Origin of the sequence: Candidatus Nitrosopumilus koreensis AR1 (assembly GCF_000299365.1) — an archaeon.
Taxonomy (GTDB): domain Archaea; phylum Thermoproteota; class Nitrososphaeria; order Nitrososphaerales; family Nitrosopumilaceae; genus Nitrosopumilus; species Nitrosopumilus koreensis.
This window is the reverse complement of the sequence record NC_018655.1, coordinates 454,314-478,334: the sequence shown is the minus strand read 5'-3', so window position 1 is coordinate 478,334 and position 24,021 is coordinate 454,314. Positions and strand designations below refer to the sequence as shown.

The window sequence follows — 24,021 nt, the reverse complement described above, 5'->3', positions numbered from 1 at the left end:
CTGGATTAATCAGGGAAAAATCATGGATAATTCAGACGTTCATATGATTTACGTTCTTTTAGATGGTGTCGGAGATCTTCCACATCCAGATTTAGATGGAAAAACACCACTGGAGGCTGCAAATACTCCAATTTTAGATAAAATTGCAAGTAATGGTGCAATTGGAGAAGTAATTTCTGTTGGGAAAGGAATTGCTCCGGAATCAGATATTGCTGTTTTCAACATGCTAGGATACAAATTCAAACATGAAGATTATGCAGGAAGAGGGGTAATTGAGGCAATAGGAATTGGAATTGATTTTAAAGATGGAGATTTAGCATTACGAGGAAATTATTCAACATTAGATGATCAAGGAGTCATCATTGACAGAAGGGCAGGCAGACATATTGAAAAAGAAGATGCAGATGGGATAGCAAAAGAGATTGAAGAAAAAATAAAGTTCTCAAATCCAGATACATCTGTTGTCGTGTCTCCAACAATTGGTCACAGAGTAACGGTTAGAATTAGAAATGATGGAAAAAAACTATCATCAAAAATTACTAACACAGATCCAGCATACAGCAATATTGGAGGTATGGGGGTAGCAAAAGCTGTTGGAGATTTTTTAAAAATTGAAAAATGTTTACCTTTAGAAGATATTGAGGATGCAAAATCTACTGCAAACATAGTAAATGAATTCTCTGAACAAACAATCAATATTTGTAAAGAAAGTCAAATAAACAAAAAACGAGAAGACCAGGGTAAAAAGAAACTTAGTTGTATTTTACTCAGAGATGCAGGAAACAAATATCCAGACGTAATTCCAATCAATGAAAAATATGGAATGAATTTTTCATGTATTGTAGATATGCCAGTAGAATTAGGAATTTCAGAAGTACTAAAAATGAAAGCATTTGAAGCTGGAGGGTTAACAGATTATGAAGAAAAAGCAAGAGTAGCTGCAAAAGCAATGGAAACTCAAAACTCAATTTATGTACATCTTAAAGGACCTGACGAATTTGGGCACGATGGAGATGCCATAGGGAAAATGAAAAACATAGAAGAAATTGATCAACGATTCTTCAAAACACTTGTTGAGAACATAGATACAAACAAAGTTGCAATAGTAATTTCAGCTGATCATTCGACTCCTTGCATCAATAAAGGACATAGTGATGACCCAGTTCCAGTTTTAGTTTCTGGAGATTTTATTAAAAAAGATGGCACAACCAGAATGACTGAAGCCCAAGCAAAGAAAGGAAGCATAGGTCTTCTTCAGGGTGCAGAGGTAGTTACAAAATCTTTAGAATTAATCAAATCTCAAACGTAGTCAGTTTATTTTCTTGTTGCATTTCAATTGCTTTAGTTCTAATTCTATCAACATCAATTGAGTGATATTTAGAAGGAGAAGTTCCTAATTTTTCTAAAACTCTTCGAAGCATTCCAATCCCAATGCTTAATTCATTTTTTTGAGCATGTGCAAAAGCAACTGCCATTAAGATAATTCCTTGAACAATTTCTTTTTCCCGTCCAAAGCATTTTTTCCAAACACCTTCAAATGCTTCATGACTTTCCCAAAATCGTTCATTGTTAAAATAAAATATTCCATCAGCGATTCCCTTCTCTTTTTCAATTTCTTCTTCAAGGACATGACGAATGTTATCAATTGGTCCAATAGGGGATAATTTGTCAACCAGTTTGTCAAGGTCTTCTTTTTCAACTGAAACATCTAATTCAACAAACTTCTTGGCAATTCTAGCAACTCGGATTGAGGCATTCATATCAGATGCAAGATCTCTTGCCTTGTAGACAACCTCACGTGAATTCTCAGGTGTGTAACGAGTGTTTTTCAAATGTAGCATATATCGTTCCATAGTAAAGTTTACCAAGATTTTCTTAAATTTCTTGCCTATTTCAATCAAGGTTTATATGAAATATCTAAAGGATTTTGGATACATGTCAATCATTGAGACCATCACAGACGTAGATAACACATTCCTATCCAGAAGGGAGCTTACATGCAATTTTGCAGGATTAGCAGGAAAACTCAAAAAACTCGAGGCAGTCGATATGATTACTAAAGAATTCAAACTTGATGGTAAAGTGGTAATCCCAATGAGGTTACAGACTCATGTTGGAAAACCAATTGTAACAGGAACTTTCTTTGTGTATGAAGATGAAGGATTGGCAAAGAAACATGTCAATCCAACAATTTTCTCAAGATTAGAAAAATCAAAAGCAAAGCTTGCTGAAGCAGAAGCTGCAGCTCAAGAAGCGCCTGCGGAGGATACTCCAGCAGAAGAAAAAGCAGCAGAAGCACCTGCTGAAGAACCAAAAGAAGAGGAGAAATCTGAATAATGGCAGGAAAGAAAGGTTCAAGCCCAAATGTCTATGCATACTACAAAGTAGACGGAGACAAAGTATCACGAATCAAGAAAATTTGTTCAAGATGTGGTAAAGGTGTTTTTATGTCAGAACACAAAGATAGACACACATGTGGAAAATGTGGATTAACAGAATTTAATCAATAAAAAAATTTAACTTAGTATAATTTCTTTTTACGAATCTTAGAGCTCTTTTCTTCCAGTTGTTCAAGTTTTGAAACAAATGAAGGGTCAAGTTTAATTTTAGAGAGAGCATCTGCAGGCAATTTTACATTATTAGAATCCAAAGAAATGTTAATTTTTGGAAGATTCCTATCAATCCAAAATTTGGTAACTTTATCTTCAAGTTTATAGTCACGAAAGCCAGCCGGGAATTTTTTTGTGATATGGTTTAGCAGTGTACGATCTTTGAATACAGCTTTGGGTTCAAACAATCTAGTTTCATCACTGTAAACATTTTCAAATAAATTTCCAGAGATTTCATCTGAGAGTAATTCCATCTTTGAAATTTTTCGTATTAATTCTAGAAAATGTAAAAATTCATGTGCCAAAATCGCATGAATCGTACCTTTCAGACCATAAGCTACCAAAGGAGCAGAAATTTGAATTACAACCTGGAATTTATCCTCAAATACCACAGGAATTGTTCGTGCAAACAAGATACCATATTCATAAGAATTAGGGTTTGGTGCAGATATTACTAATGATGGCTCCACATATGCAACAGGATAACGAATTCCAGATGCTTTTTCAATTCTATTAATTCCTGCAACAGTAAAAGGGAAACGTTTGATTGTAAGGTCATATACATCATCAGGGATTATTCCTTTAGAATGTGCATCTTTGAAACGTATTAGCGGATCCAACATCATTCCTCGACAATTTTGAATGTAAAAAGGTTGATTTGGTTATGATTTAGGTTTTCCAGATTTTGCTTGTTTTTTTCTTCGTCTATCTGCCCTTTGATCAGCATGTCTTTGATGTTTACCTTTTTTTCTTATTGGCATAGTACTTTGGAAGAATCAGAGCTAGTTAATTGTTATCATTTTACCTCAATATCATGAAAATCAAATTCAAGGCATTTGCAAGGAACACCAAGCGTTTGAGTTATTCCAGGAGAAACATCATCCCCAGTAACAAAACGTTTTACAGGCAATCCTCCTTCAAATTTGAAAAATAATGTAAACGAAGTTTCATCATGTTTTTTATATTTTATTGAAAATATTTTCTTCTCAGAACGTTTTCCAGATTTTTCATACACGACAACAGTATTTTTAGCAAGTGTTTTTATTTTTTGTAAAAGTTTTGAGTCAATGCTTGATGATGTAGATATTTTTGCTTCAACTAAAGAATTGAATTTCAGAGGGGTCTTTGGAGACTCTCGAACAATTTTGAAATTGCTGACTTGAACATGTTTTAAATTGGCATAAGAGATTTGCAGATTTCTTTTGTAAGGATTTTGGATTTTTACAAAAAAAGGCCTGCCAGAGCCCAGAACCAAACTAGATTTATCTTCACCTCCAATCCAAGTGAATTTAGCAGTAGTACCGCCCAATTTTTTAAAAAGAAATTGAGATATTTCCCCTTCAACACTATCAAATTCCAAAATTCCATGAAAATCACAAACCCTACATCCCTTTCCAGAACAATTTGAACAAGATTTCTGTTTTTGGGAAAAACCTCGTATAGATTTAACATATCTTCCAGAAAGAGTCAATGATTTTGAGCGGAGAGTACAATCTTCATCCTTAAGGTTTACAGTAAATACAATTTCAGGATCTAAATAGTCAAAAGTCTTTTTTGTTTTTTTAGAAAATAATTTTACCAATTCTTTTACAATATCAGTTTTGATTCCATCTATTCCCTTTAGTTTGTATTTTGAACGAATAATGTCATCTCGGTCTATTATTGATGGTTTTATTATAACCCCAACACTAAATGACGAATAAGAATACGATGATGCAGAGTCCAACATCATATTTAAAAAATAATTCAGATTATCAAACAGATTTTTACAAATATAGCATCTTTGATTTGGTTTAGAATTTTTCTTTAGTTTTTTACCAAGAAGTTTATTTGATGAAAGATTAAGTTGTTTTGAAAATAATCTTCCAAGACAATGTTCACACAAATCATGTTTTTTTAATATTTGATTTGCAATAGGAATGATTTTTTGATAGTTAGTCATTTTAGAAAAAATGCGTTATTAACCTAATCCCATTCTTCTAAGAGTGCCTTGCATTTGTCTTCCTTTTGAAGCCTTCATCATATTCTTAGAATTTTTATAATTTTTAATTAGTTCTTTGACTTCACCTTCTGGCCAACCTGAACCTCGTGCAATTCTTTTGATTCTAGAAGAGTTTAGTAAATCAGGATCTGCCTTCTCTTCTTTGGTCATACTTTGAATGATGTAGCGCCATTTTGAAACTCTGTCTTCCATTTGATTTACTTGATCACCTTTTACCATTCCAGAAAGACCAGGCATACTTTCAAGTAATCCTTGAAGTGAACCAACTTTAGTTACTTCCTCTAATTGATAAAAGAAATCATCCATATTCATTTTTCCACTAGAGATTCTCTTCATTCGAACATCATCACCTTCATTTTCCAAACGTTTTGCCAAATCTAAAACAGCTTGAACATCACCCATTCCCAATAGACGTCCAACAAATCTTGTTGGTGAGAATTTTTCTAAATCATCAATTCGTTCACCAGTACCAATGTACATTATTTGCGCACCAGTTGCAGCAGATGCAGCTAATGCACCTCCTCCCTTTGCGGAACTATCTAATTTTGTGATTATAACACCACCAACAGGTATTGTTTTGTGAAATGCCTCAGCTTGATTGAAACATTGTTGTCCAATTGTTCCATCAATTACAAGTAGCGCCAAATCAGGGTCAGCAATTTTGTTAATTCTATCCATTTCTTCAAGTAGATCTTGTTCTTCTTTATGGCGTCCTGCAGTATCAATTAGGATGACATCTAATGGTTGTCCTTCATAGTGTTTCAAACCATTTTTCACAATGCTAGGAGAGTCTTTGTTATTTTCTTCTCCATATACCTCAACATTTGATTTTTCACACATTGTTTTGAGTTGCACTAAAGCTCCCGGTCTATAGGTATCAGCTCCAATAACCCCAACTTTGTATCCCTGTCTAGTCAAGAATTTTGCAAGTTTGGAGGCAACAGTGGTTTTTCCACTTCCTTGAATTCCCAACAAAATGATTTTATTTTGTTTTCCAGGCTTGAAATCAAATTCAGATTCATTTCCAAGTAAGCTTGAGAGTTCATCATATAGGATTTTTACAATATGGTCCTTCCTAGAAAGGCCTGGAGGAGGGGTTTCATTTAGGGCACGCTCCTCCAAATGCTTTGTAATTTCAAGAACTAACCTCACATTAACATCAGATTGCAATAATGCCCTTTGAACATCCTTAGATAGTTCCTTGATAAGTTCTTCATCAATTCCCGATGATTTGACAATCTTTTTGATTGCATCGCCTAAACTACTCTTAAGTCCGTCAAGCATTGTAATTCAATTCTGCATCCACTATTTCAAACCTTCCTCTATAACCATCCCATTTTTTTTCTGCTTGATTAATTTTGATCGAATTTGAAAATAAAGGACAGTCAATTACAAATGTTTCTGCTTCACCACCTTCAAAATTTAAATTAAATCCAAACTTTTCAGATAAACTTTTCAGAATATTTATTTCAGAAAATCCAATACGTTTTCCCAACCATGAATCATCTAAGCCATCAGAAGATACTGTAACCATAATAAAAGAAAATTTTGCATCAAGTAAATTATTCATGTATTGTTCTGGGTCCAGATGCCACAAAGGTGCAATTACAGTCAAATCATATTTAGAACAAATTTTTTCAAATTTTTCTTTTTGAAAATTACTTTTAATTCCACCATAAACCAATCCTTCTATTCCATATTTATCCTTGGCAATTTTCAGCAAATATTCTAATGCAACAAGTTCATCTTCGGTTTTGTCAGAATCAGAATTTATTGTGATTTGTGGAATTTGCATTGATTCAGATTGGAGTTTTGTCCATTGCATGTTTGGATGATGTAGCAAATGACTTTCATCAGATTTTGCAAATATGCTTAGAAGACAGGATACCTTATGACCTTGTTTTTGTGCTGCATAGATGGCAAAAGTGCTATCTTTTCCACCTGAAAAAAGAGAAGCAAGTTTCATTTTACAAAAAATCAGTTCAACAATTGTTTAAGTTTACTCAAAGGACGCTTCAATACTCATAATCGTCATCACAAAATCAGACGGCTTTTCCAATAATCATCAGCATCCGCATTATGTCTTAATGCGCATGATTTTAGTTTTATCCATTACAACCCAATACTCTACATTTTGTCCGTTTTCCAATTTTCCTTTAACTTCATCGTCAATTAGTGTAACGTCAATTGTTTCAAAAGTCTCAGAATCCATCAACTGAACAGTATCACCAGTCATAGAAATGATTTGGCCCACTTTTTTGTTAATCATAGGTACATGAATTTGCATACTGACAGGTCCTACATGAGGTCTTTTTTGACCATCAAAAATTCCCTCAGCTACGATTCTTGCTTTTGCTGCACCATGTTTTCCGGGTTTTGATGTATCATATTCAACAATTCTGCATGGTTCACCACTTGGTTGATCTGAATGGGGCAATAGAATGTAAGAACCAATTTTTAACGAACCAAGGTCAGATGGTTTACTCATGCAAAAACAGTTTTTGGTCGAATATTTAACTTTTCTACTTTAGTTGCTCTAAAATTGAAAGACTCATCAAATTAGTCATTGTCAGTCCTTTTCGATTAGCATCTCGTCTAGTTTGCTCACAATATTTTTTTACACTTTGATGACTCTTTTCACTTGCTACTTCTATGACAATAATGTTTTCAGAGTATGGAAATGTAAATTTGGAGGGATGTGAGCAAAAAGTTTCCATGTTTCCGATTCCTGCTGTCTCAATCTGGTCTTTTTTTACCAACAAATGGGCAATTTCAGAGAGATCCTCATCTTCGCCATATTCCATATAATAGACAGACACAAAATTTACATCCCCTTGAACCTCATGTTGGAATAGATCATCTTTGACATTAAAGACGAAAGATGTTTTTTCTTGGTTGTGAGCAACAAGATCATTTGTGATCTTTGAACTGTCCTTGAATTTAGCTAAAAGATAATGATTTGTTGAATCTGAAAAATAAGGTTTACTTTCAGATGAAAATGTACCAGTCACAAAGTACAACCTTTCAATATTTTTTGATGCTATCCAAGATTCTTTTAGTGTAACCGATTCATGAGTGTGCAAATACGGTGCACAAACATAACCAGAATACGACAATTGGAGTTTGGACATTAAACAATGAACAACGGTGAAGACTATTTATGCTTATATTGATTAGTCGATCAAATCACTACGATAGTTTTTTAATAGCAGTAAACTTCGTTCTTCTTGTCCCAAGCTAGCTCAGCCTGGTAGAGCTTCCGGCTGTAGTTGTTGGCTTTAGATGGCTGACCGAATAACAGCATATCAGGCATACAGAAACCGGGTTGTCGAAGGTTCAATTCCTTCGCTTGGGACCACAAACTTTTGATTTAAAATAATTGTAAAAATAATAAAAAGATAGACTAGGTTAAGAAAACATAAGATGAAATCTTAAATTAAAAATTCATTGTCTATTCTGTTTTTTTGACTTTTTGTGCTGCTGGGCCTTTTTTGCCTTCACCGATTTCAAACTCGACTTTATCGCCTTCGTTGATGAATCCGTCAACATCTGTTTTGTGAACAAATAGATCGTCTCCACCTTCTCTTTCAATAAAACCAAAGCCCTTAGTACGGTTAAACCATTTTACGGTACCTTGTTCCATTTAGTTTTCGAGTAGTTTATTCACTATATTAACTAAGGTGTTAAATTAGAAATCTTTTGGAATGTGTCCGTTTTCCTTTAGCCATTCAACTTGAGGAAGAGTGAATCTCCAAACAATATCACCTTTTTCAGCTTCGTTAAAATCCCAAGGTGCAATAATTACAATATCATTATCTCTGATCCAAACTCGTCTCTTTAATTTTCCTCGGATTCTACCTCGTCTTGTGATATTATCAGTACATTTGATCAAGACGTTTTCGCCACCAAGCATCTTAAGAACCCTGCCAAATAATTCCCCCTCTTCTGGAAGACGTATTTCTTTTAATGCACTTTCACTTTTTACTTGGCGCTTACCCATAATAGTAGACCACATTATGAGCATATAACTGATAGGTTTTTTTAAAAAAATAGATTATTGTAATGAGTTTTATGCGTTAGAATTAGAAAGAAAATATGGAGTTTAGGTGTATTGAAGAATGTTCACAGTGTTGTATTGAAAGAGAGTACTTTCCAAGTAAAAAATTTGGAAAAATTGGTGTTTTGATTCTGCCTGATGAAAAAAAGAAAATTGAGAAGTTAGCACAAGAAAAAAATTTGGACATTAAAATTTTACCAAGAATAGGAATTTCAAATAAAAAAGAATCATCACCTGAAAAAATTTTAGCGTATCAAATGATGGGAATTGAAAAAAACGGCAATACTTGTCCTTTTTTAGATACAGAAAGCGGGAATAAATCACCACATAATGGATTTCCATGTAAGATATACAACGACAGACCAATGGCATGTAGAACATATCCATTAATTGAATCAGATCCAATTACACTTGATGAAAAATGTAAATTTTGTAAAGAACATAAAACAGCAGATGAAAACCTGAATTCTGAAATAGAATCATTGTTAAAAATTAAAGAGCAAATGTACACAGATTCTCCATTTATTTGGAGATTTGCAACAGAAATCGGAGAAGAACAGGATAGTGACCTATTTGAATCAGGTTGGTTCTTAGAAGAATAATCAATTTTTATGGCACAAGTGTAAAATCAACCAAAAATACAAAAAGCATGAAGATTCTGGATTTGTATGAGTGAGGATGCATGGTCTAACTTAGACAAAGTAGATCAGAAAATTATTGAGATTCTTAACAACAATGCCAGAACACCATCAAAAGAAATTGCCACAGAATTAGAAAAATTAGGACATGATGTTTCAGACAGAACGATCAGAAAGAGAATTGAGCGTTTAGAAAAAAGTGGAATCATTAAAGGATACAAGGCAGTTCTAACAGATGTATCAGGAATTAACAAGTATCAATCAGTAATGATAAAATTAAAACCATCAAAATCACTGGAGTCAGTTAGAGATTCTATTATAGACTTTGTTAAGAAATTAAACAACTATGTTCTGGTTGCAAACATGGAAGGAGAATGGAAGATGCAAATAATCGTACAGATAGAATCTGAAAAAGATAACACGTCGGAAAAAATTGTAGAGAAATTCTCTGAAGAGATAACAGATTACAGAATTAATGAAATCGACATCAGAGATGTAAATATTCTCAACATGTCATTATTGTTATTGTAACAAAGAATATTCCGATTCTGCAACGTCTATGGCCTTTTTGACTTCATCTAATGTGAAAGGCTTTTGAATAAAGGCAGATACTCCGGAACTAAGTGTTTTGTGTACACGTTGAGTTGTTTTTTCATCAGCAGTAATAACTATAATTTGTAAATCTAATTTTTCTTTAAGTAATTTTTCTGCAACACCATCACCTTCAAGATCAGGCAACCCCATATCCAAAAGAAGTATAGGTTGTTTTCCTTCAGAAAACAATGACTTACATCCTTTAACACAATTTTTCCCATTTTCAAAGACATGAATATCAGAATATCCCAATTTCTTAACATAAGTTTGTAGTTTTAATGCTATGGCTTTACTGTCATCAACAATCACAATAGGTCTTGTAACTTGAGCTATTGTTGAAAACATTGTCTTTGCTTGTTGATATGTATCTCTTGCTTTATCAAAATCACCTAATTTTAAAAAACATTTTGAAGCACATAGAAGTGCGCCTTTTACATTATCAGAATTTTTTAGAGTAGAGTATTTCAGAAATAAATTTCCAGCTTCACCAATCTCATTTTCATATTCTTTTCCATGTTGTTTTTTACATTCAGCTGCTAACATATACAATAAGGCAGACTTGACAGGTTCAGATTTTTTTATAGATTCTGCCTGATTTGAGAATAAATTATGAGCTGTGATGTACTGTTTGTTTTTTAGATGAGCTAATGCAACTTCGCTGTTTGTTTTAATATCCAATGTCGTTACTCGGTTTTTTTATTTAATAAGATTTTACGAGGAGTTGTTCAAGGATTGATTACCGCGCGTCCAAGAATCTTACGTGCCTTAAGATCCTCTAATGCATTATTTGCATCATTAAGAGAATACCTTTTTGAAATCACAGGATTGATTGTTCCCTTTCTTGCAAGTGCAAGAAGTTCAACCATATCATTATAGTTTCCAGTATATGCTCCTTGAATAAGAATAGATTTTAGAGGAATGGTTACAAGAGATAGTTCCAAAGAACCGCCAAATAATCCTACCAATACTAGATTACCTCTCTTACGTAAAACAGCCAAGCCAGTTTTTACTGTAGGAGGGGCATTAACAAAATCAACTACGCTATCAGCGCCTTTATCATTGCATATAGACATAATTTTTTGAACAGTCTCAGGATCTTTTGAGTTTACTGTAAAATCAGCACCCATCTCTTTTGCAGTTTCTAATTTCTGATCATCTAAATCTACACAGACAATCTTTGCATTAGTTATTGCCTTTGCAATTTGTACGCCCATCAGTCCCAATCCACCAGCACCAACAATTACAAGAAATTCAGGAGAGTTTTGATTTGCTTTTTTGATAGCAGTATATGCAGTAAGTCCAGAACATGCAAGCGACGTTGCAGAATCAGAATCAACACCATCAAGTTTTGCCAAATATTTTGAATCAGGGATTAAAGAATAATCAGAATAACCACCATCTTGAAAAACACCCAGTGATTTTGGTGTATCGCAAAGATTTTCATTTCCTACTTTACATGCAGGACATTCACCACATCCTATCCAGGGGAAAACTAACACTTCATCACCTATAGAAATTCCAGAAACAGAATCACCAATTTCTTCAACAGTTCCAGCAATTTCATGGCCAGGAGTTACAGGGTATTTTACCCCTCTATCAGTTACTTTCATGAATTGACCATCACCAAGATCATAGCCACCTTCCCACAAATGCAAATCACTATGACAAACACCTACAGATTTTACTTTGACTAAAACTTGACTACCTTGAGGTTTGGGGGTTTCAGATTCAGTTACTGCAAGTGGCTCATTTGGGCCAGTTATCCTAGCAGATTTCATAAAATGATTTTTGATACTAACAATATAAGAGTTGACTGGATATGAGAAAAAAATAGAGCCCTTAGATATTATGGAGTAAAAAGTGAGTGCTTGTGTGAGTGAACCATCTACTCCCAGCAGTATTTCTCAGGAACCAGTAAATATTCTATTTAGCCCTCAATCTGTTGCAAAAAAAGACGTATGGGAGATTGATTTAATTCAAATTCTGAACTTGTTGATAAAAATTCTTGAAAAATCAGGTAAGAAAGATCTCAAAGTAGCAGGAATGGCAGCACTTTCATCGTCGTTAATTTACAGGATGAAAGTTGAGAGTATTTTTGCACTACAAAGAGCAGCAATGGAGAAAAAACCAATGCATCAAAGAACAGATGTTGATATTGATTTAATTGATATGCCATATAGACATGAATCCACATACCCAGTGTCATTAGATGATTTGTTAGGGTTGTTACAGAATCTAATTGGCACGATTGCAAATCCTCAGTCAAGAAGAAACAGACAAGTGGAGATAGAACCAATTGAAGCACCTGACTTTCAAGAATATTTCATTTCACTTGAAAGCATAATTGGAAAGTATGAAGACTTAGTTATGAAAAAAATTGCAGGCGCAGGATACGGATTACTACAGAACATAATTTCAGAATTAGACCCAGTTGATTCAATCAGATGTTTCTTTGCAGTATTATTTTTGGCAAGAGACCAAAAAGTAGACTTGGAACAGGTTGAAGATGATATCAAAATCACAGTAATAAAAGAAGAATTAACAAACTGATCAAAAATGAAGAAAGGGTTTCTTTAACTATATTTTATAGGAATGAACGAATAATTGGCCAAAATTGAAAGTATTGATGAAGCAACAGCAAGAGTCGAGGCAGCGCTTTACTCAGCAGGCAGACCGTTACGAGTAGAAGACATCATTAAAGCCTCAGGCACAGAATCAAGGACAAAAACACTTGATATTCTTCAAAATATAATGAAAAAGACAAAGTCTGCTTTCAAAGCACTTGAAGTAGTCATACTTCCAGATGGATCATATGTCATGCAGTTAAAACCAGAGTACAGTGCCACAGTTAAAAAATATGCTTCAAAACCAGTTTTGCCAAACGCCACCCTCAAAACATTATCATATATCGCATATCAACAACCAATATCATCAAAACAGCTAGTAGAAGTTAGAGGGTCAGGAGTTTATGCACATTTGAAAGAATTAAGACAGTTAGATTACATTAGTCATCAAAATGTTGGAAGAATTAAAATTTACACCACCACAGAAAAATTCCAAAAATATTTTGGAATTCAAGGAGATGTCGAGGATCTCAAACAGAGATTATTCTCAAAAGTAAGAAAAACAGCAAGTGCAAGACATACAAATCCTACACCACAAATAGTAACAGAAGTAAACTAAGCAAGATTTTTGCTTTAAGGCTAATTTATTGCGTTTTGTATAAATTAGAGTAATTCAGACAAGTTTTCGTGAGAAAATCAGTAGAGAATTTGGCAACCAGTAAAACAACTGGAGGAAGAAGACATCCACTTAGAATTAGAAGAAAATATGAAACAGATAGATATCCAAATGAAGCTGTAACAGGAGCTCAAGTAACAGTAACAAGACATGTTAGAGGAAAAAATAGAAAGACTGCACTAAAGGCAATTGATTTTGTTAACTTAGCAACAGGAGATGCTAAAGTAAAGAAAACAAAAATTCTCAAAGTTTTAGAAAACACAACAAACAATGATTACCAAAGACGAGGAATTATTACAAAGGGCGCAATATTAGAAACACAAGAAGGAAAATGCAGAGTTGTTTCTAAACCAGGACAAAACGGAATAGTAAACGCAATTTTAGTAAAGGAATAAAATGAAAGATTACGAACATGTCGTAATCTGGTTGGATTATTTCAACAAGAATTTAAAAAAATCAAAAGGTCGAAGACTAGGATTAGAAAAATGTGTTTTTGATCCTTCATTGAAAGAACTAATGGATGCAACAAAATCTGCAGGATTTGAAATTACAGAATCGGATGACAAAGTACGATTTCCAAAAAGACCATTTGTAAGATCAGGTTATGTTGTTTTACCAAAAGGATCCTCTAAGACAAAAATTCTTAACAAAATTTCCGAAAAACTTGTTGCAAAAAGGTCCAAACAATCAAAATAAAATCAAATCTAGCTCTTAGCTAAAGTAAAGTTGACAGAAGTCTATGATAAGAATACCATGATTAGTGTTTTTAATTGCAGGAGGTAGGCGAAATAATGCACCTAGCCGGTAGTGGCAGGGTAATCATTCAACTATCTAACAAATTAGTTGAAGGACAAATACTCTGTGACGAGAAGGGAACTAGAGTTGCAAAAGTAATGGAATTAATTGGTCCAGTAAGGAGACCATTTGCATCCGCAACTCCATTAACAAACAACATCAAGAAATACATTGGCAAAAGTGTTTTCGCAACTGAGTATTCTCCTGACAATTCAAAGAAAAAATTTAGGAGAAGAAGAAAATGAACATACTAGAAAAACAAAACTGTCCTGAATGTCAAGCAACAGTAGTTAATGACATGCAGAACGGAGAAATAATTTGCTCGGGCTGTGGCGTAGTAGTTGCAGATCAAGTGGCAGATTATGGTCCAGAAACAATAAGTTCGAATCTCGAAGACAAAATGAAGTTAGCAAGAGCAACCGGACAAACAACTTATTCCCAACACGATTTGGGAATCACAACTGAGATAGCAATTAGCACAAAGGACTTTAGTGGAAAAACAATCAATCACGAAGTTGCAAACCAAATGCACAATCTCAGAAAGTGGCAACAAAGAGTAAGAGTATCCTCACCAAAAGAGAGACGACTTGCAAATGTTTTAACAAAAATGGGTGAAACATGTGACGGGTTAGGTCTTTCAAAAAATGTGTTGGAGACTGCTTCTATGATATACAGAAACTTGGATGGACATGTTGATGTGAAGGGAAAATCAGTAGTAAGCATTACAGCTGCTACAATTTACATGGCATGCAAACAATGTGATGTAGTAAGATCGCTAGAAGAAATTATTCGAGGAATATGTCCAGCAAAAGATGTAAAATCAAAAACAAAACTTGCAGCAAGATACTATAGAACCATGGTAATGGAAATGGGACAAATAGCTGCCCCAGTAGTAACCATGGACAAATACATCTCAAAGATAGCAAACATGACACAAACTGAGGTCAGAGTCGAAAGATTAGCCTTAGAAATTGCAGAAAAAACTAAAGATAGCAGTATTGCAGATGGAAAAGCTCCAAATGGAATTGCTGCAGCATATCTGTATGTGTCATCAGTACTGCTAGGGCAAAACGTACTCCAAAGAGACGTTTCAGGTATTGCAGGAGTAACTGAAGTTACTATCAGAAATAGATGTAAAGAGATTCTAACAAGCTACAAACTCAAAATAACATTGAGACCATCTCTGGCCAAATATTAACACCCCCCCCCTCTTTTCATTTTATTATCAAAAATGCCCGTTAGGATCAGCTAAATTTCGTCGGTATTATATATAGAAACAAAACATTGCGCAACATGGCAGTTCTTGAAATTAAAGACCTTCACGTAACAAGAGAAGGGAAGGAAATTCTCAAAGGAGTTAACCTGAAAACAGGTCCTGGAGAAGTTCATGCCATTATGGGACCTAATGGTTCAGGAAAAAGTACACTAGCTTACACATTACTTGCACATCCAAAATACGAAGTAACACAAGGAGACATTTTGCTAGACGGTGAAAGCATTTTAGAATTAACTGCAGATGAAAGAGCAAAGAAAGGGTTGTTCCTAGGATTTCAATATCCAACAGAAGTTTCAGGTGTAGGATTCTCTCATTTTCTCAGAACAGCTTACAACTCTTTAAGTAAAGCACTAGAAGGAGATGATAGAGAAGTTTTCATCACAGTAAGAGAATTTCAAAAATATCTCAAAGAAAATTTAGAAAAAGTTGGATTAAAAGAAGAATTTCTTTCAAGATATCTTAACGAAGGATTCTCCGGAGGAGAGAAAAAAAGAGCAGAAGTTTTACAAATGGCAGTACTAAAGCCAAAGATTTCAATTTTAGACGAGCCAGATTCTGGTTTAGATATTGATGCAGTTCAAGCAGTTGCAAAAGCAATCAGTAAAGTTGCTGGAAAAGATTCAACAATAATTGTGATTACTCACTATGCAAGAATTTTAAAATTCTTAGACAAACTAGATTTTGTACACGTATTTGCAAGAGGGCAAGTTCTCAAAACAGGTGATGCATCACTTGCAGATAAACTCGAATCAGAAGGTTACGATTGGGTTTTAGAGCAAACCGCATAATTAAAATAATTTCTGCAATCATATTGATTTTCAAAGTTCATGTAGAATTTTCAAATGAATTTTTAGAAGTTAACGAAGATCAAATCAACATAGGGTTAAAATCAAAACCAATCAAAGGACAAGCAAATATGGAAATTATCAAAAAACTAGCAAAACATTTTGGAGTGTCCACCACACAAATCAAAATAAAATCGGGTCACAAACATCAAGAAAAGATAATAGAAATTTCACATTAGAAAATCTAGTTTTTGTTTAAATAGGGTTTTCAAATTGTACAGAACATGTCAGATAACAATGAACAATATTATTTCAATTTCTCATTTTTCAAAGTTGATCCAAAATGGAGATGGATGGCAGATTTAGCAAAAGAAGAATCTGCAAAAGAGGTAGAAAATATTTTAAAAAATTCAGGAATAAAATATAGATCATATTCTAATTTAGGATTAAGAGATGATGCAGATTTTCTTTTATGGTTTGTTGGAAATTCATTGTTGGAAATTCATTAGAAGAAATTCAAAAAGCAATAGAAAAGATATACAAGACTGTTTTTGGAAAATACATTATTCCATCTAGAACATATCTATCGTGTTCAAGACCATCAATCTATGTAAAAGGAGAGGGAAAAGAACATGGATTCATTACAGGTATGGAACCAAAAAAACACGTCATAGTTTATCCATTTACAAAAACTCGTGAATGGTATCTCTTACCTCAAGAAAAAAGACAAGAAATAATGGATGAACATATTGAAGTGAGTAAAAAATATCCACAAGTAGTGCTAAACACGACATACTCCTTTGGAATACATGATGAAGATTTCATGTTAGCATTTGAAGTAGATAATGTTAGAGATTTTCAAGACCTGATAATGGATTTGAGGGAAACCCAAGTGTCATCATATGTAAAAAATGACATCCCCATGATTGTGTGTATCAAAAAGGATATCGTGCCACTAATTTCCAGTTTAGGATAGAATTTCAAATGTACAAATCTTGGATAAACATAAATGAAGAAATTTCAAATATCTCTTAAAAATAAGGTGTAAAAGATGAAATACAAAAAACTAGGTAAGAGCGGAATTGAAGTTTCAGAAATAGGATTTGGGGCATGGAGTATTGCCTTAGACTGGTGGGGAAAGAAGATAGAAGAAGATGAGGCAAAAAGAATGCTCAAAAAAGCATACGATTTAGGAATTAATTATTTTGAAACTGCAGATATGTATGGAAAAGGAAAAAGTGAGAAACTCATAGGTGAAGTATTCAAAGGAATGAGAGATGAAATTGTTATATCAACAAAATATGGTTATGATTTTTCAAATGTTGAACAGATTGGTCATACAGAACTTCCACAAAATTATAGCCCAGAATATACAAGAAAAGCACTTGAAGCATGTTTAGAAAGACTTCAAACAGACTACATTGATTCATTAGGATTACACAATCCAAAATTACATCATATCAGAAATGATGAGACATTTAACACCATTGATACACTGATGGAAGAAGGAAAAATTAAAGCAGCCCAAGTTGCACTCGGTCCAGCAATTGGGTGGACTCAAGAAGGACTTGAAGCAATGGATAGAAAAAGTGTATCATCCATACAAACGGTTTACAATATCTTAGAGCAAACTCCAGGAAATGAATTGATTCAAAAAGCAGAAAAAAAGATGTGGGAATTCTTGTTAGAGTTCCAGATGCATCAGGAATTTTAACAGGTAAAGTAAAAGCAGACACTGTGATTCCAAGTAATGATCATAGAAAAGATAGAAAAGCAGAATGGAGAAAGTCTGCATTAGAAAAAGTAGAACAATTCAGACCAATTGCTGAACGAAACGGACTAAACATTACAGAATTTGCAATCAAATTTATCTTATCAAAAAACAAGATTGCATCAGTTTTACCTACAGTTGTAAGTGAAGAGGAAATTGAGATGTTTGCAGCAATTTCAGATGGAAAATATTTGAGTTCATCAGACATGAAAGAAATTGATGATTTGTACAACACATGGCCTGAGTACGAATTAAAAGCAACGCCTCAAGCAAATTAATTTGTGCATGAATTTTCCAATAGATTCTCAAAAAACCATAGAAGTCATTGAGAGAATGAAACTTGCAAAAATTGGCGAATATAAAAAATGGGAATCAATTATTAAAAAATTAAAAACGATGTTCCGTTAAACCATGGAGAATTAGAATACTATACCAACCTAACAAGAATTTACAAAGATTCCAGAATTACAAGTAGAAGCAAGGTTTACCACACAAAGTTATCAGAACAGGATGAAAAACCACCATGCAAAGAATGTGGGAAAGATTCATCATTTTATTGCAACATGAATGACCAGTATTTTTGTATAATTCATGTCGTAGGACATGATGAAAATGAAATTTAAGATGCAGGAACCGTTTCTTCTAGAGAAAACGAGTTTTCTACAAAATATTCAACACGTGTCTTTTTGAATTCACGTGAACTAAAGAGAATTTTGTAATCATCAACATGAATTTGATCTTGAATTGTTTTTGCCATTTTGTTTGCCTCGTCATGAGTTTTACAATGAATCATGGAAAAAACATTGTAAGGCCAATCAGGATATGTAGGTCTCTCATAACAATGACTTACTTGAGGGAATGCACCCAATTGAGCACCAACAGCAGAAATTTTGTCTTCAGGAACTTTCCAAACAATCATTCCGTTTGCAGTAAATCCTACTTGTCTATGTCTTAAAATTGCTGCAAAACGTCTCATTACTCCAATTTCTTCATAATATTTCATCTTTTCAAATAATTCATTTTCAGATATTCCAAGATTGTTAGCAGCTTTTACAAATGGTTCATCAATTATGTCCATGTCTTTTTGTAATTCACGGATGAAATCTTTGTCTTGTTCAGTTGGTTCAAATTTTACATTTTTAATTTCTTTTTTCTCCTCAGTTGGTGCAACATCATGCTTCTTTTCATCAACCATGTCAAGTTTTACACCTATTTTGAATAATTGTAATGTAGGGAGCATTCTGACTTTTTTAATTCCTTTTAGAACATTGAATTTTTCAAGTTCTGTTTTTAGATCAGAACCAGGAGGAACGGCCAAAGTGAACCAGAGATTAAACTGATGGTCACGTTCATAATTATGACTGACACCAGGATGACGATTAATCTGGCTTGCAACAGATTCTAGTTTGTCAGATTCTATTTCCATTGCTACCAAGGAACTTGTGTAACCTAGTTTTCTAGTATCAAAAATTGCGCTAAGCTGTCTTAAAACGCCAATTTCTTTTAGTTGTTTTAGGCGTTCTTTAACAATCTCAGGAGTAGTGTCAAATTTTTTTGCAATTGCATCAAATGGCCTAGTAACTAATGGAAAAGTCCATTGAATTTCATTAAGAAGTTCTTTGTCTAGTTCATCCATTGACGTCAATAAGACAAAGACCCTTTCATTCAATTAAAAATGTAGCTAGGTAGACATGCTAAAATTTAATACATAAATAGAAATCCCAGCCCTTTTGATCGATGATAGTAGACCTAAACCTTCATGGAAAATCAATAGTTGTGATTGGAGGAGGCAATGAGGCACAAAAAAGAATCAATTCTGTAATCAAACAAGAATGTGACATCACAGTGATCAGTGACAAGGTAAACTCACAAATCAACAAACTTGCAAAATCAAAAAAAATTCAATTAAAAAAACAAAAAATTCAAGATACTAGGTTCATTTCAGAATTCAAACCAGACATTATTATTACAACAACCAATGATAAAAAACTCAATCAAAAAATCATCAGTGCAGGGAAAAAAAGAAGAATTATCACGTATAGTTCAGATAACCCCGAAGAAAGTGATTTTTCAAATCCAGCAATAATTGATTTTGAGAAAATAATTCAGATTGCAATTTTTACTGGAGGGCAAAGTCCTGCAATGTCAAAAAAGATCAAACAAAAATCAGAAAGGGTGTTTAGAGAGATAATTACAAAAGCGGATATCAGTCAAATTAAAATTCAAAAGATCGCAAGAAAGGTCGCAAAGGATCACATTCCAACTCCAACAGAAAGAAAAGAGTGTCTTCGCAGTATCATGAATGATAATGGGATTGATCAGTTAATAAAAGACGGTCAGATGAAAAAAGCTGAGAAAAGAGCCATTACAATAGTGAGGAATTGGGAATGAATCAAAATATCATTAACGCACGTGTAACTTTTCGTAATTCACCAATCCATATTTTAGAACAGTTTACAATAAAAGACATTGAAGAGGCATATGACAAATTCAAAAAACATTCAGGATTAGAGGAATGTGTTATAATTCAAACATGTAATCGAATAGAGTTGTTTGGAAGATCAAAAGATCAAGAGTTTGATAAGATAAAGAAGACATGGGCATCATTAGCAGGGCTAGAGGAACAAGTTTTTGATGAAAACATGGAAATTGAAGAGAACAAAAATGCTTTGCATCATTTATTGAAATTAACATCAGGATTAGACTCTATGGTATTAGGGGAAGAGCAAATACTAGGCCAAATTAAAAATTCTATTACTTCAGCAAGGGAGAAGAAAGCATCAGGTCAACATCTCAACACATTATTTGATAAAGCAATCAGAATGGGAACTAGAATCAGAAACTCTAGCGGAATTGGTAAAGGAGGAATTTCAGTTGGCTCAATGGCAGTAAAACTTGCAGAAGAAAACATTGATGAGTTAAAAACAAAGAAAACATTGCTTATTGGTACTGGAGAGGTTTCCACACTAGTTGCAAAATCATTACAAAGACGTGGATATGCATTTGATGTAACTAGCAGAACGCTAAGCAGGTCAGAAACATTTTGTGAAACTATGGGAGGAAGCCCAGTTAAATTTGAACAAGTTCTTTCAGGATTTGATAACTATGATGTAATATTTGTAGCAACAACTGCACCATATTTTCTTGTTACATATGAACGGATTATAGAAGCAATGAAAGACAAAAACAGAGGTATGATGATTTTAGATTTATCAAATCCAAGAACAGTAGATGAAAAAGTTGCAACCATTGGAGGAGTGAAGTTGATGAATCTAGACCAAATTGCAGAGATGGTAGAGAAGAACATGAATGCAAGATTAAACAAGGTAAAAACCGTTGAAAATATAATTAACGAAGAAGTACTAGTATTGGAAGCCTCAATGAAAAGACTAGATGCAGAACCACTTGTAAAAGATGTATTCAAGAATATTGATTCACTTAGAGAAAAAGAGTTACAAAAGGCACTTCAAATGTTAGATGAAAAAGACGAGAAAAGAATCAAAATAATTGATGAATTAACCAAAGCAGTAGTAGAAAGCATTGTTTCAACTCCAATGAACAATATCAGAAAAGCATCTGAACAAGGCAATCCAGAGGTAGTGAACCTTGCAAGTAAACTGTTTGACTATAAAAAACAAGAACAGGTAGACTAGGATTATATTTTACCCAAAGAGAATTTTTAATATGTCATTTCCAACCAGACGTCTCCGCAGATTAAGAACATCAGAAAAAATGAGAGAGTTAATACAACAGACTACGCTTTCTCCAAAGGATTTCATTTGTCCTGTATTTGTTCAAGAAGATCTTAAAACAAGAACAAAAGTGGAGTCAATGACAGCAATTGAAAGATTGCCATTAGAAGATGTTAATGATGAGGTGGGAACCATTAGCGATTTAGGTATTCCTGCCATTATGTTATTTGGCATTCCAACTCAAAAAGATGAAGTAGGCTCTTCTGCATTTGAGGATAACGGAATTGTTCAAAAAGCAATTTCACAAATTAGAGAAAATTTTGGAGACAAGATAGTAATCATGGCAGATGTATGTCTATGCCAGTTTACATCCACAGGGCATTGTGGAATTATTCAGGGAAACAAGATTGATAACGATACTAGTTTAGAAACACTTTCAAAAATTGCAGTAAGCCAAGCTAAAGCAGGAGTCGATACCGTTTCACCTTCTGCAATGATGGATGGGCAAGTTGCAGCAATAAGAAATGCACTTGATGATGAAGGTTTTTCAGATGTCTCAATAATGTCACATTCAGCTAAACATCGCTCAAACTTTTATGCCCCATTTAGAGATGCTGCAGAATGTGCACCAAAGTTTGGAGACAGAAAGACATACCAGGTTCCATATACAAATGCTAGAGAAGCAATGATGGAAGTAGAAACTGACATCAATGAAGGAGTAGACATTGTCATGATAAAACCCGCATTATCATATTTAGATTTGATTGCAGAAACAAGAAGAAGGTTTAACGTTCCAGTTTCAGCTTATAGTGTTTCTGGAGAATATGCTTTGGTAAAGGCAGCATCACAACTAGGATATGTAAATGAGAAGGACATGACAGAAGAGATACTATATTCAATAAAGAGAGCAGGAGCAGACATGATCGTGACTTATTTTGCAAAATCTGCTTCAAGATTTCTTCAAGAATCATGAGAAACGACGAGCGTTACGAGATCCAAAGGGCATTTGATTTACTGCCACATGTCATAGGTGCAAGTTGGGCATCAGTAGAATTCAGAATGAAGGGTATCAAAAAACCTACAAGGGAAGAATTTCGTGAAAAAACTTTAGAATATCTAAAGATGGCAGAACCAATCTTTGAGTCATATCCTGATGATGAAGAATTTGATGCCATCCGAAAGTATATCGATTTTAGAAAAAAAGAAGAGTATAAGAAGATAGTTTCAGGGTTGAATAAAGAGATTGAGAAAAGATACGATAGATATGTTGATTACGGTTAGATTTCTTGTTGTAGTTGTTTAAGATATTCTTTTAGAATTCTAGTTCTTCTTTTTGCCTCGATTTTCCCAGATTTTGTATTCATTAATGATTCAAGCTTAAGTAATTTTTGAAAGAAATGATCTACGGTCCATATTTTATCATCAGGAGTTCGTTTTTTGCAAAATGGATCATCAAGGTTGTAAAATGGTCTTTTCAGAGAACCGCCCGTAGCAAAAACTCTAGCAATTCCGATTGCACCTAATGCATCCAACCTATCAGAATCTTGGAGTATTTTCCCTTCAATTGTTTTAGGAATTTTCTTTTGGGAGAAACTATGATCACGTATGGCATCAGAAATTATTGTAATTTCATCTTCAGAGTAACCATATTTTTTTAGAATTTGTTTTGATTTTTTTGCACTTTCAATAGAAGACATTTTTGAGCGCTTGTGAGATTTTGGATAAGAGACAATATCATGTAATAGTGCAGCACTCAAAACTAATTTTTCATTTGCTTTTTCTTTTTTACAAATATTTTGTGCATTTTTGTATACTCTCATAATGTGTTCAAAATCATGGGCAGTGTCATTTTCCATTATTTTTTTTATGTCTCTTTTGAGTAATTCAAGAACCTTCATTTAGAATCTCCATATTTTTGGTTTTACGAATTTTATTTTTCTCTGAGTAATTAATACTGTCCAGTTTATAGATGCAAAAAGTACAATTATCCCTATCCCAACACCGTCAATTAACAATATACCAGTAAGTCGGTCTTCAAAAATTTCTAGAAAAGGTTGCAAAACAGTATTTCCAAAATAAATCATTATAATGTACGAGATTGTTCTGCCAAACCAAAATCCAATATAGATTCCAATGCTTTTTGCACGCATTAACCCATAAGTGATGAATAGCATATTACTTGGGAGAGGAGTAGCACCGAAAAGAAATGATGCAATCAAATAACCATATTTTTTGTGATTTAGATAATCTCCAATTATATCAAGATTAGATTTTTGCTCTTCCCCAACAAATTTTCTAAATAATCCACTAATTTTTTTTAGAAAAAATCTACCAATAGTAGCACCAGTGGCGCCAATCATGGCAAGAAAAATCACATTCAAGTTTGGGTCAAGAAGATAAAACGATGTAAGAACAATCCAGCTTGGAGGCATCAAAATGGGGGAAGCATTTACAAGAATTAGTACAAGAAATATTCCAAAATACGATAATTCCCCAAAAATTTCAAAAATATCTGCCATCTTTCAAAGATTATGCTAGTTTTTTTGTTTCTAAACCCTTGGA

33 protein-coding genes, 1 tRNA gene and 1 pseudogene are annotated in these 24,021 nt (G+C 33.7%); 21 read left to right on the top strand and 14 right to left on the bottom strand.

Annotation, left to right across the window (positions count from 1 at the left end):
- Nucleotides 1–22 precede the first annotated feature (22 nt).
- Nucleotides 23–1,309, top strand: coding sequence for a BPG-independent phosphoglycerate mutase family protein (locus NKOR_RS02760; RefSeq protein ID WP_026089952.1), 1,287 nt, complete (start codon nucleotides 23–25; stop codon nucleotides 1,307–1,309).
- Here the strand turns inward: NKOR_RS02760 and NKOR_RS02755 are convergent.
- Nucleotides 1,293–1,853 carry a DUF309 domain-containing protein gene (locus tag NKOR_RS02755; RefSeq protein ID WP_026089951.1) on the bottom strand — a complete coding sequence of 187 codons (561 nt, stop codon included), beginning with the start codon at nucleotides 1,851–1,853 and terminating at the stop codon, nucleotides 1,293–1,295. The two genes, NKOR_RS02760 and NKOR_RS02755, sit on opposite strands and share 17 nt — an antisense overlap.
- 82 nt (nucleotides 1,854–1,935) lie before the next feature.
- On the opposite strand from NKOR_RS02755, the gene NKOR_RS02750 reads away from it, so the two are divergent.
- Both NKOR_RS02750 and NKOR_RS02745 read left to right on the top strand, forming a co-directional pair.
- Entirely contained in the window at nucleotides 1,936–2,337 is a 402-nt protein-coding gene (locus NKOR_RS02750; RefSeq protein ID WP_026089950.1) for an eS24 family ribosomal protein, read from the top strand.
- The gene (locus NKOR_RS02745) at nucleotides 2,337–2,510 is read left to right on the top strand and encodes a 30S ribosomal protein S27ae (RefSeq protein WP_014962835.1); all 174 of its coding nucleotides are present in this window, start codon (nucleotides 2,337–2,339) and stop codon (nucleotides 2,508–2,510) included. The genes NKOR_RS02750 and NKOR_RS02745 overlap by 1 nt, the downstream gene beginning before the upstream one ends.
- Before the next feature lie 11 nt (nucleotides 2,511–2,521).
- On the opposite strand, the gene NKOR_RS02740 is transcribed toward NKOR_RS02745, so the two are convergent.
- The 6 genes from NKOR_RS02740 to NKOR_RS02715 form a co-directional block, all read right to left on the bottom strand.
- A complete protein-coding gene (locus tag NKOR_RS02740) occupies nucleotides 2,522–3,232 on the bottom strand; it encodes a hypothetical protein (protein WP_014962834.1) in 711 nt (236 codons plus the stop codon).
- A 173-nt stretch (nucleotides 3,233–3,405) separates the two neighbouring features.
- Nucleotides 3,406–4,551 carry a tRNA pseudouridine(54/55) synthase Pus10 gene (locus NKOR_RS02735; RefSeq protein WP_014962833.1) on the bottom strand — a complete coding sequence of 382 codons (1,146 nt, stop codon included), beginning with the start codon at nucleotides 4,549–4,551 and terminating at the stop codon, nucleotides 3,406–3,408.
- A gap of 18 nt (nucleotides 4,552–4,569) precedes the next feature.
- On the bottom strand, nucleotides 4,570–5,895 hold the full coding sequence (locus NKOR_RS02730; RefSeq protein ID WP_014962832.1) for a signal recognition particle receptor subunit alpha: 1,326 nt from the start codon (nucleotides 5,893–5,895) through the stop codon (nucleotides 4,570–4,572).
- Nucleotides 5,888–6,577, bottom strand: a complete 690-nt coding sequence (locus NKOR_RS02725; protein ID WP_014962831.1) for a diphthine--ammonia ligase — start codon at nucleotides 6,575–6,577, stop codon at nucleotides 5,888–5,890. Before NKOR_RS02725 ends, NKOR_RS02730 begins: the two co-directional genes overlap by 8 nt.
- A gap of 111 nt (nucleotides 6,578–6,688) precedes the next feature.
- Entirely contained in the window at nucleotides 6,689–7,099 is a 411-nt protein-coding gene (locus NKOR_RS02720; RefSeq protein ID WP_014962830.1) for a translation initiation factor IF-5A, read from the bottom strand.
- Between the two features lie 34 nt (nucleotides 7,100–7,133).
- A complete protein-coding gene (locus tag NKOR_RS02715) occupies nucleotides 7,134–7,742 on the bottom strand; it encodes a hypothetical protein (protein WP_014962829.1) in 609 nt (202 codons plus the stop codon).
- 100 nt (nucleotides 7,743–7,842) lie between these two features.
- Between NKOR_RS02715 and NKOR_RS02710 the strand changes: the two genes are divergently transcribed.
- Nucleotides 7,843–7,969 (top strand) — tRNA-Tyr (locus NKOR_RS02710).
- A gap of 93 nt (nucleotides 7,970–8,062) precedes the next feature.
- On the opposite strand, the gene NKOR_RS02705 is transcribed toward NKOR_RS02710, so the two are convergent.
- Complete coding sequence (locus NKOR_RS02705; RefSeq protein WP_014962828.1) at nucleotides 8,063–8,254, bottom strand: cold-shock protein; 192 nt, start codon at nucleotides 8,252–8,254, stop codon at nucleotides 8,063–8,065.
- A gap of 45 nt (nucleotides 8,255–8,299) precedes the next feature.
- A complete protein-coding gene (locus NKOR_RS02700) occupies nucleotides 8,300–8,611 on the bottom strand; it encodes a translation initiation factor eIF-1A (protein ID WP_014962827.1) in 312 nt (103 codons plus the stop codon).
- A gap of 95 nt (nucleotides 8,612–8,706) precedes the next feature.
- Here NKOR_RS02700 and NKOR_RS02695 point away from each other — a divergent pair, with 95 nt between their 5' ends.
- Both NKOR_RS02695 and NKOR_RS02690 read left to right on the top strand, forming a co-directional pair.
- The gene (locus NKOR_RS02695; protein WP_014962826.1) at nucleotides 8,707–9,270 is read left to right on the top strand and encodes a YkgJ family cysteine cluster protein; all 564 of its coding nucleotides are present in this window, start codon (nucleotides 8,707–8,709) and stop codon (nucleotides 9,268–9,270) included.
- Nucleotides 9,271–9,336: 66 nt separating this feature from the next.
- On the top strand, nucleotides 9,337–9,837 hold the full coding sequence (locus NKOR_RS02690; RefSeq protein WP_014962825.1) for an Lrp/AsnC family transcriptional regulator: 501 nt from the start codon (nucleotides 9,337–9,339) through the stop codon (nucleotides 9,835–9,837).
- Here NKOR_RS02690 and NKOR_RS02685 read toward each other — a convergent pair.
- Entirely contained in the window at nucleotides 9,829–10,578 is a 750-nt protein-coding gene (locus tag NKOR_RS02685; RefSeq protein ID WP_014962824.1) for a response regulator, read from the bottom strand. The two genes, NKOR_RS02690 and NKOR_RS02685, sit on opposite strands and share 9 nt — an antisense overlap.
- Nucleotides 10,579–10,625: 47 nt before the next feature.
- Nucleotides 10,626–11,678, bottom strand: coding sequence for an alcohol dehydrogenase (locus NKOR_RS02680; RefSeq protein WP_014962823.1), 1,053 nt, complete (start codon nucleotides 11,676–11,678; stop codon nucleotides 10,626–10,628).
- A 94-nt stretch (nucleotides 11,679–11,772) separates the two neighbouring features.
- Between NKOR_RS02680 and NKOR_RS02675 the strand changes: the two genes are divergently transcribed.
- The 11 genes and pseudogenes from NKOR_RS02675 to NKOR_RS02630 all read left to right on the top strand — a co-directional run bounded on the left by NKOR_RS02675 (nucleotide 11,773) and on the right by NKOR_RS02630 (nucleotide 18,045).
- Nucleotides 11,773–12,450, top strand: a complete 678-nt coding sequence (locus NKOR_RS02675; RefSeq protein ID WP_014962822.1) for a chromosome segregation protein ScpA — start codon at nucleotides 11,773–11,775, stop codon at nucleotides 12,448–12,450.
- A gap of 54 nt (nucleotides 12,451–12,504) precedes the next feature.
- Complete coding sequence (scpB, locus tag NKOR_RS02670; protein WP_014962821.1) at nucleotides 12,505–13,083, top strand: SMC-Scp complex subunit ScpB; 579 nt, start codon at nucleotides 12,505–12,507, stop codon at nucleotides 13,081–13,083.
- Nucleotides 13,084–13,151: 68 nt separating this feature from the next.
- Nucleotides 13,152–13,535, top strand: coding sequence for a 30S ribosomal protein S8e (locus tag NKOR_RS02665; RefSeq protein ID WP_014962820.1), 384 nt, complete (start codon nucleotides 13,152–13,154; stop codon nucleotides 13,533–13,535).
- Nucleotide 13,536: 1 nt separating this feature from the next.
- Nucleotides 13,537–13,836: a signal recognition particle subunit SRP19/SEC65 family protein gene (locus NKOR_RS02660; RefSeq protein ID WP_014962819.1), complete on the top strand. Its 300-nt coding sequence runs from the start codon at nucleotides 13,537–13,539 to the stop codon at nucleotides 13,834–13,836.
- Nucleotides 13,837–13,910: 74 nt separating this feature from the next.
- Complete coding sequence (locus NKOR_RS02655) at nucleotides 13,911–14,180, top strand: H/ACA ribonucleoprotein complex subunit GAR1 (protein ID WP_016939681.1); 270 nt, start codon at nucleotides 13,911–13,913, stop codon at nucleotides 14,178–14,180.
- Nucleotides 14,177–15,133: a transcription initiation factor IIB gene (locus NKOR_RS02650; protein ID WP_014962817.1), complete on the top strand. Its 957-nt coding sequence runs from the start codon at nucleotides 14,177–14,179 to the stop codon at nucleotides 15,131–15,133. The genes NKOR_RS02655 and NKOR_RS02650 overlap by 4 nt, the downstream gene beginning before the upstream one ends.
- Before the next feature lie 95 nt (nucleotides 15,134–15,228).
- Entirely contained in the window at nucleotides 15,229–15,999 is a 771-nt protein-coding gene (gene sufC, locus NKOR_RS02645; RefSeq protein WP_014962816.1) for a Fe-S cluster assembly ATPase SufC, read from the top strand.
- 23 nt (nucleotides 16,000–16,022) lie between these two features.
- On the top strand, nucleotides 16,023–16,235 hold the full coding sequence (locus NKOR_RS02640) for a DUF167 domain-containing protein (protein WP_016939680.1): 213 nt from the start codon (nucleotides 16,023–16,025) through the stop codon (nucleotides 16,233–16,235).
- Between the two features lie 45 nt (nucleotides 16,236–16,280).
- Nucleotides 16,281–16,505: a chlorite dismutase family protein gene (locus NKOR_RS10295; protein WP_238535975.1), complete on the top strand. Its 225-nt coding sequence runs from the start codon at nucleotides 16,281–16,283 to the stop codon at nucleotides 16,503–16,505.
- Nucleotides 16,469–16,972, top strand: a complete 504-nt coding sequence (locus tag NKOR_RS02635; RefSeq protein WP_238535974.1) for a chlorite dismutase family protein — start codon at nucleotides 16,469–16,471, stop codon at nucleotides 16,970–16,972. The genes NKOR_RS10295 and NKOR_RS02635 overlap by 37 nt, the downstream gene beginning before the upstream one ends.
- A gap of 75 nt (nucleotides 16,973–17,047) precedes the next feature.
- Nucleotides 17,048–18,045 (top strand): annotated as a pseudogene (locus tag NKOR_RS02630) (aldo/keto reductase).
- A 341-nt stretch (nucleotides 18,046–18,386) separates the two neighbouring features.
- Here NKOR_RS02630 and ahbA read toward each other — a convergent pair.
- A complete protein-coding gene (gene ahbA / locus NKOR_RS02625; RefSeq protein ID WP_014962813.1) occupies nucleotides 18,387–19,403 on the bottom strand; it encodes a siroheme decarboxylase subunit alpha in 1,017 nt (338 codons plus the stop codon).
- A gap of 101 nt (nucleotides 19,404–19,504) precedes the next feature.
- Between ahbA and NKOR_RS02620 the strand changes: the two genes are divergently transcribed.
- The 4 genes from NKOR_RS02620 to NKOR_RS02605 are packed head-to-tail and all read left to right on the top strand — an operon-like array spanning nucleotide 19,505 to nucleotide 22,740.
- The gene (locus tag NKOR_RS02620; RefSeq protein ID WP_014962812.1) at nucleotides 19,505–20,158 is read left to right on the top strand and encodes a precorrin-2 dehydrogenase/sirohydrochlorin ferrochelatase family protein; all 654 of its coding nucleotides are present in this window, start codon (nucleotides 19,505–19,507) and stop codon (nucleotides 20,156–20,158) included.
- On the top strand, nucleotides 20,155–21,420 hold the full coding sequence (hemA, locus tag NKOR_RS02615; RefSeq protein ID WP_014962811.1) for a glutamyl-tRNA reductase: 1,266 nt from the start codon (nucleotides 20,155–20,157) through the stop codon (nucleotides 21,418–21,420). The genes NKOR_RS02620 and hemA overlap by 4 nt, the downstream gene beginning before the upstream one ends.
- A gap of 31 nt (nucleotides 21,421–21,451) precedes the next feature.
- On the top strand, nucleotides 21,452–22,432 hold the full coding sequence (hemB, locus tag NKOR_RS02610) for a porphobilinogen synthase (RefSeq protein WP_014962810.1): 981 nt from the start codon (nucleotides 21,452–21,454) through the stop codon (nucleotides 22,430–22,432).
- Nucleotides 22,429–22,740 (top strand): hypothetical protein, encoded by a 312-nt coding sequence (locus NKOR_RS02605; protein WP_014962809.1) that lies wholly within the window; start codon nucleotides 22,429–22,431, stop codon nucleotides 22,738–22,740. Before hemB ends, NKOR_RS02605 begins: the two co-directional genes overlap by 4 nt.
- Here the strand turns inward: NKOR_RS02605 and NKOR_RS02600 are convergent.
- Entirely contained in the window at nucleotides 22,737–23,357 is a 621-nt protein-coding gene (locus tag NKOR_RS02600; protein ID WP_014962808.1) for an HD domain-containing protein, read from the bottom strand. The two genes, NKOR_RS02605 and NKOR_RS02600, sit on opposite strands and share 4 nt — an antisense overlap.
- Nucleotides 23,358–23,978, bottom strand: coding sequence for a hypothetical protein (locus NKOR_RS02595; RefSeq protein ID WP_014962807.1), 621 nt, complete (start codon nucleotides 23,976–23,978; stop codon nucleotides 23,358–23,360).
- Nucleotides 23,979–24,021 lie beyond the last annotated feature (43 nt).

What these genes read in the sequence shown, in the direction of transcription:
- NKOR_RS02760 (WP_026089952.1), top strand. Translation starts at nt 23, where the DNA reads ATGGATAATTCAGACGTTCATATGATTTACGTTCTTTTAGATGGTGTC.
- NKOR_RS02755 (WP_026089951.1), bottom strand. Translation starts at nt 1,853, where the DNA reads ATGGAACGATATATGCTACATTTGAAAAACACTCGTTACACACCTGAG.
- NKOR_RS02750 (WP_026089950.1), top strand. Translation starts at nt 1,936, where the DNA reads ATGTCAATCATTGAGACCATCACAGACGTAGATAACACATTCCTATCC.
- NKOR_RS02745 (WP_014962835.1), top strand. Translation starts at nt 2,337, where the DNA reads ATGGCAGGAAAGAAAGGTTCAAGCCCAAATGTCTATGCATACTACAAA.
- NKOR_RS02740 (WP_014962834.1), bottom strand. Translation starts at nt 3,232, where the DNA reads ATGTTGGATCCGCTAATACGTTTCAAAGATGCACATTCTAAAGGAATA.
- NKOR_RS02735 (WP_014962833.1), bottom strand. Translation starts at nt 4,551, where the DNA reads ATGACTAACTATCAAAAAATCATTCCTATTGCAAATCAAATATTAAAA.
- NKOR_RS02730 (WP_014962832.1), bottom strand. Translation starts at nt 5,895, where the DNA reads ATGCTTGACGGACTTAAGAGTAGTTTAGGCGATGCAATCAAAAAGATT.
- NKOR_RS02725 (WP_014962831.1), bottom strand. Translation starts at nt 6,577, where the DNA reads ATGAAACTTGCTTCTCTTTTTTCAGGTGGAAAAGATAGCACTTTTGCC.
- NKOR_RS02720 (WP_014962830.1), bottom strand. Translation starts at nt 7,099, where the DNA reads ATGAGTAAACCATCTGACCTTGGTTCGTTAAAAATTGGTTCTTACATT.
- NKOR_RS02715 (WP_014962829.1), bottom strand. Translation starts at nt 7,742, where the DNA reads ATGTCCAAACTCCAATTGTCGTATTCTGGTTATGTTTGTGCACCGTAT.
- NKOR_RS02705 (WP_014962828.1), bottom strand. Translation starts at nt 8,254, where the DNA reads ATGGAACAAGGTACCGTAAAATGGTTTAACCGTACTAAGGGCTTTGGT.
- NKOR_RS02700 (WP_014962827.1), bottom strand. Translation starts at nt 8,611, where the DNA reads ATGGGTAAGCGCCAAGTAAAAAGTGAAAGTGCATTAAAAGAAATACGT.
- NKOR_RS02695 (WP_014962826.1), top strand. Translation starts at nt 8,707, where the DNA reads ATGGAGTTTAGGTGTATTGAAGAATGTTCACAGTGTTGTATTGAAAGA.
- NKOR_RS02690 (WP_014962825.1), top strand. Translation starts at nt 9,337, where the DNA reads ATGAGTGAGGATGCATGGTCTAACTTAGACAAAGTAGATCAGAAAATT.
- NKOR_RS02680 (WP_014962823.1), bottom strand. Translation starts at nt 11,678, where the DNA reads ATGAAATCTGCTAGGATAACTGGCCCAAATGAGCCACTTGCAGTAACT.
- NKOR_RS02660 (WP_014962819.1), top strand. Translation starts at nt 13,537, where the DNA reads ATGAAAGATTACGAACATGTCGTAATCTGGTTGGATTATTTCAACAAG.
- NKOR_RS02650 (WP_014962817.1), top strand. Translation starts at nt 14,177, where the DNA reads ATGAACATACTAGAAAAACAAAACTGTCCTGAATGTCAAGCAACAGTA.
- sufC (WP_014962816.1), top strand. Translation starts at nt 15,229, where the DNA reads ATGGCAGTTCTTGAAATTAAAGACCTTCACGTAACAAGAGAAGGGAAG.
- NKOR_RS10295 (WP_238535975.1), top strand. Translation starts at nt 16,281, where the DNA reads ATGTCAGATAACAATGAACAATATTATTTCAATTTCTCATTTTTCAAA.
- NKOR_RS02635 (WP_238535974.1), top strand. Translation starts at nt 16,469, where the DNA reads ATGGTTTGTTGGAAATTCATTGTTGGAAATTCATTAGAAGAAATTCAA.
- ahbA (WP_014962813.1), bottom strand. Translation starts at nt 19,403, where the DNA reads ATGGATGAACTAGACAAAGAACTTCTTAATGAAATTCAATGGACTTTT.
- NKOR_RS02620 (WP_014962812.1), top strand. Translation starts at nt 19,505, where the DNA reads ATGATAGTAGACCTAAACCTTCATGGAAAATCAATAGTTGTGATTGGA.
- hemA (WP_014962811.1), top strand. Translation starts at nt 20,155, where the DNA reads ATGAATCAAAATATCATTAACGCACGTGTAACTTTTCGTAATTCACCA.
- hemB (WP_014962810.1), top strand. Translation starts at nt 21,452, where the DNA reads ATGTCATTTCCAACCAGACGTCTCCGCAGATTAAGAACATCAGAAAAA.
- NKOR_RS02605 (WP_014962809.1), top strand. Translation starts at nt 22,429, where the DNA reads ATGAGAAACGACGAGCGTTACGAGATCCAAAGGGCATTTGATTTACTG.
- NKOR_RS02600 (WP_014962808.1), bottom strand. Translation starts at nt 23,357, where the DNA reads ATGAAGGTTCTTGAATTACTCAAAAGAGACATAAAAAAAATAATGGAA.
- NKOR_RS02595 (WP_014962807.1), bottom strand. Translation starts at nt 23,978, where the DNA reads ATGGCAGATATTTTTGAAATTTTTGGGGAATTATCGTATTTTGGAATA.